Origin of the sequence: Paenibacillus zanthoxyli JH29, assembly GCF_000520715.1 — a bacterium.
Classification (GTDB): Bacteria; Bacillota; Bacilli; order Paenibacillales; family Paenibacillaceae; genus Paenibacillus_AQ; species Paenibacillus_AQ zanthoxyli.
In genome coordinates this window covers 1-3,443 of record NZ_ASSD01000294.1, presented here as the reverse complement: position 1 = coordinate 3,443, position 3,443 = coordinate 1, and the positions used below count along the sequence as shown (strand labels likewise).

The window sequence follows — 3,443 nt, the reverse complement described above, 5'->3', positions numbered from 1 at the left end:
TCATCGATACGCTTCGTCTGCCTATCCGCCAGCCTCTCTATACGATCGATCCTCTGCACATGAATCTGCTCGCTGAATCCTTCGTCTCCAGCCATGTATTCGACGGACTTGTCCGCAGAGGAGCGGGCAGCGAGGAGATCCTCCCCGGCATTGCGCATGCCTGGGGGACCGACGAGACGCGGACGAACTGGACCTTTTATCTCCGCAAGGAAGTGCTTCTGCATAACGGCGCGATCCTTGACGCGGGCGATGTCGTCTACTCCTTCTCCCGGTTGATCCGGGCGCCCCGGGGAAGGCTGTACAGCTTTATTTTGCGGGATATTGTTGAGGTTACGGCGATGGGTCCGCTGACGGTCAGCATCCGGCTCAAGGCTCCAAACGAGCTGTTTCTTTCGTTTCTGTGCACGAGCCGGGCAGCCGTTGTGCCGCGCGAACCGGAGCGTATCGGGGAAGGGCGATTCTCCCAAAAGCCGGTCGGAACCGGGCCGTTCAAGGTAGCTGAACTGAATAGGGAATTTTGCGTGCTGGAGGCTTTTCCGCATTATTTTCAGGGAAGGGCGCAGCTGGACCGAGTGGAAATCCTGCATGTTCCTTGGGATGCAGAACCGTCTGCGGCGGACTCGGGTTCTCCTTTTCACATCATTCAGAATCCCCTGCCGGAAGAATCGGCTTCGCTCAGCCGGACTCACACCGAGACTTCCGTCCGCAAGTTCATCACCTGCAATACCAAAAAAGCGGGACCGCTAAGCGATCCCGCCGTCAGGGCGGAGATTCTGTCTTGTCTTGACGGAATTCATGAACCGGACGATGGCATCGGCCCTCCCGGTACGGATAGAGTCCCGGGCTGTTCCGGCGTGTCCGGCAGCTCTATTCCTCACCATCTCGCCGCGTCCGGAAAGACCGCTCCCTTGCCTTGGCTATCCCTGCGGATTGCCACGATTCCTCAGTACGCGGCGGACGCCGAACTCGTCGCCAAGAGACTTACGCGGCGCGGCATTTCGGCGGCTATCGTCTCCGTACCGCCCGAAGAGTTCAAGGGACCGGTCCGGATGGAAGCCGACCTGATCCTGTTCTCCCTTGTGCGCGACCGTGACGAGCAGCTGCGGCTGTTCGACCTGTATCAGACACTGGCGGAGCATGTCACACCGCAGGTCCGGTCGGAGATCGAAGCCGGACTGCATCTGATCGCGCGCGAGTCCGGCCATGCAGCAAGAGCCGAGGCATTCCGCCGGATCGAAGACCGGTTGATACAGGAGCATGAGCTGTATATTTTGTACGAAAAACCGGTGGAAACCGCCTACCTGCCGTCCGTCCGGGGAGTCCGGTTCAACAGCCAGGGCTGGATCGATCTGCGGCATGTGTGGTTTCCGCAGCAGTGAAGGCCCGTGCATTGAATCATATCATTACGCGTCACACCGCGCCGGACCGGGAATTAAGCTCCAGCCTCACGATGAACACGGTCCCACCGTCCGGCGCGTTCGTCGCCTTGATGCCGCCTCGGAAGTACTACTCATCCGGGTGTGGTCGTGATCTTGATGGCTTTTCCGGCCTGAAGATGCATTTCTACCTTGCCCGCTGTGCGTGCGCCGACAAATTTGATGCGATTCCGGCCTTTGTTCAGCGACACCTTGCTAATGCCTTTGCAGCTTCCTTCTGCAATCGTCACCGCCTGATCGTCCGGAGTAACCAGCACTACCTTGAATGCTCCCTTGTTAACAGTCAGGAAATAGTCAATCCGAAGGTCGGCCTTCTTCTCCGCATCCAGACTCCAAATCGTCTCCGTGCCGGAGAAACCTTCAAATTCAAGGTCCGCAATCCGTGTAGAGGTTGAACCGGTTCGCGAAGTATAGGAAAAACTGTCGCCTTCCTTTACAATATCAGCGTCGCTTCCGTACAATTTATCCTTGCCGTCGTTAATAAAGCCGCAGCTTGCCATCACCAGTGTGGCGCATAGAGCTCCAATGCTTCCTAGCCGTCTGATTGTTATTATTGAAATCGCCCCCCTACAGCAGATTTCAATAATTTAACATTTCCTCCGTCAGCCGCCTATGACTTTTCCCCTGTCTCCGAACTTAGCAGCTTCATAACCGCCTTCCGGCAGTAGTCCCTGTATACGGAATGCAGCTCGTCCTGTCCGTTCATCAGCCACTGGATCAGACAGCCGTCGATAATGGAGCGGATGACCGGGGCGGTCTCCCGCGCCGACAAACGGGGGTCGAATACGCCCTCCCGCTGGCCAAGCTCCACAATTTCCGCGCTGATCCGAGCGCAGTTGGCATAGAACCGGCTGTTGATTTCCCGGTAGGCGGCGCTGCGGCTGGCTCGGGCCAGAAAATCGAGGTACACCCGGTAAAAATCGCGGTTCTTCTCCGGCGACACGAAGACAGAATCGATGTAAGCGTACATTTTGTCCGCCGCCTTGGACTGTTCACTCGCCGCCGCAGCCTCTTTTTCGTAAATTTTGCCTGTCAGCCAGCTAAGCAGTTCAACCAGCACCGCCTCCTTACTCTCAAAATAATAATGGACGACGCCTTTGCTGACCTTCGCGCTGTCCGCGATCGTCTGAAGCGTCACTGCATCGTAACCCTGCCCGGCGATAGCCTGAAAGGCAGCGTACAGAATTTGCTTGCGTTTTTCCTCGGATTTTTTGTAACGAACCATAGGACTCCCACCTATATATTAATCATTTTTTTAAAATGTACGTCGGATCATTGACAGAAAAAAGTTGACCGGTCAGAATAAAAAATATAAACGACAGCTATTGAACAACAATCAGTCTTCAACTGCTTCACATTTCATTAATAAGGAGCGTATCATTATGTCCTCATCCTTTCAAGCCCTGTTCGTAGACAATACGGAACCGTTCAGCGTCGCCGTAAAACCGCTATCCCTAGACGATCTGCCCGCAGGAGAAGTGGTGATCAAGGTCGCCTACTCCAGCGTGAATTACAAGGACGGCCTTGCCTCCATCCCGAATGGTAACATCGTCAAATCGTATCCTTTTGTGCCCGGCATTGACTTGTCCGGCGTAGTGGAATCCTCCGAGGATGAGCGCTTTGTAAAAGGCCAGCCTGTGCTTGTTACCGGTTACGGGCTTGGCGTGTCCCATTTCGGCGGTTACAGCGAATACGCCCGCGTCCCCGCAGACTGGGTCGTTCCGCTGCCGGACGGCCTGTCCTTAAAGGAAGCGATGATTTACGGCACCGCCGGCTTTACGGCGGCCATGTCCATTCAAGCGCTCGAAGATAATGGAGCCTCGCCAGATCAAGGGAAAGTGCTGGTCACGGGCGCGTCCGGCGGCGTCGGCGGCGCGGCGGTCGCGATGCTGGCGGGGCGGGGCTATCAGGTCGTTGCCGGGACTGGCCGCACAACAGAGAGCGAATACTTGAAGCGGCTCGGCGCGGCCGAGGTGATCTCAAGAGAAGAGATCTATGACCCCGAAG

The 3,443-nt window shown here is 56.2% G+C and carries 4 protein-coding genes; 2 read left to right on the top strand and 2 right to left on the bottom strand.

Annotation, left to right across the window (positions count from 1 at the left end):
• A partial coding sequence (locus L691_RS0110720; protein ID WP_025690492.1) for an ABC transporter substrate-binding protein occupies positions 1 to 1,379 on the top strand: 1,379 nt, incomplete at its 5' end.
• 131 nt (positions 1,380 to 1,510) lie between these two features.
• On the opposite strand, the gene L691_RS0110715 is transcribed toward L691_RS0110720, so the two are convergent.
• Together L691_RS0110715 and L691_RS0110710 are read right to left on the bottom strand one after the other, a co-directional pair.
• On the bottom strand, positions 1,511 to 1,939 hold the full coding sequence (locus tag L691_RS0110715) for a hypothetical protein (protein ID WP_156934211.1): 429 nt from the start codon (positions 1,937 to 1,939) through the stop codon (positions 1,511 to 1,513).
• A gap of 107 nt (positions 1,940 to 2,046) precedes the next feature.
• Positions 2,047 to 2,661, bottom strand: coding sequence for a TetR/AcrR family transcriptional regulator (locus L691_RS0110710; RefSeq protein WP_025690490.1), 615 nt, complete (start codon positions 2,659 to 2,661; stop codon positions 2,047 to 2,049).
• 157 nt (positions 2,662 to 2,818) lie between these two features.
• Here L691_RS0110710 and L691_RS0110705 point away from each other — a divergent pair.
• The coding region (locus tag L691_RS0110705) for an alcohol dehydrogenase catalytic domain-containing protein (RefSeq protein WP_025690489.1) at positions 2,819 to 3,443 on the top strand (625 nt) is incomplete at its 3' end.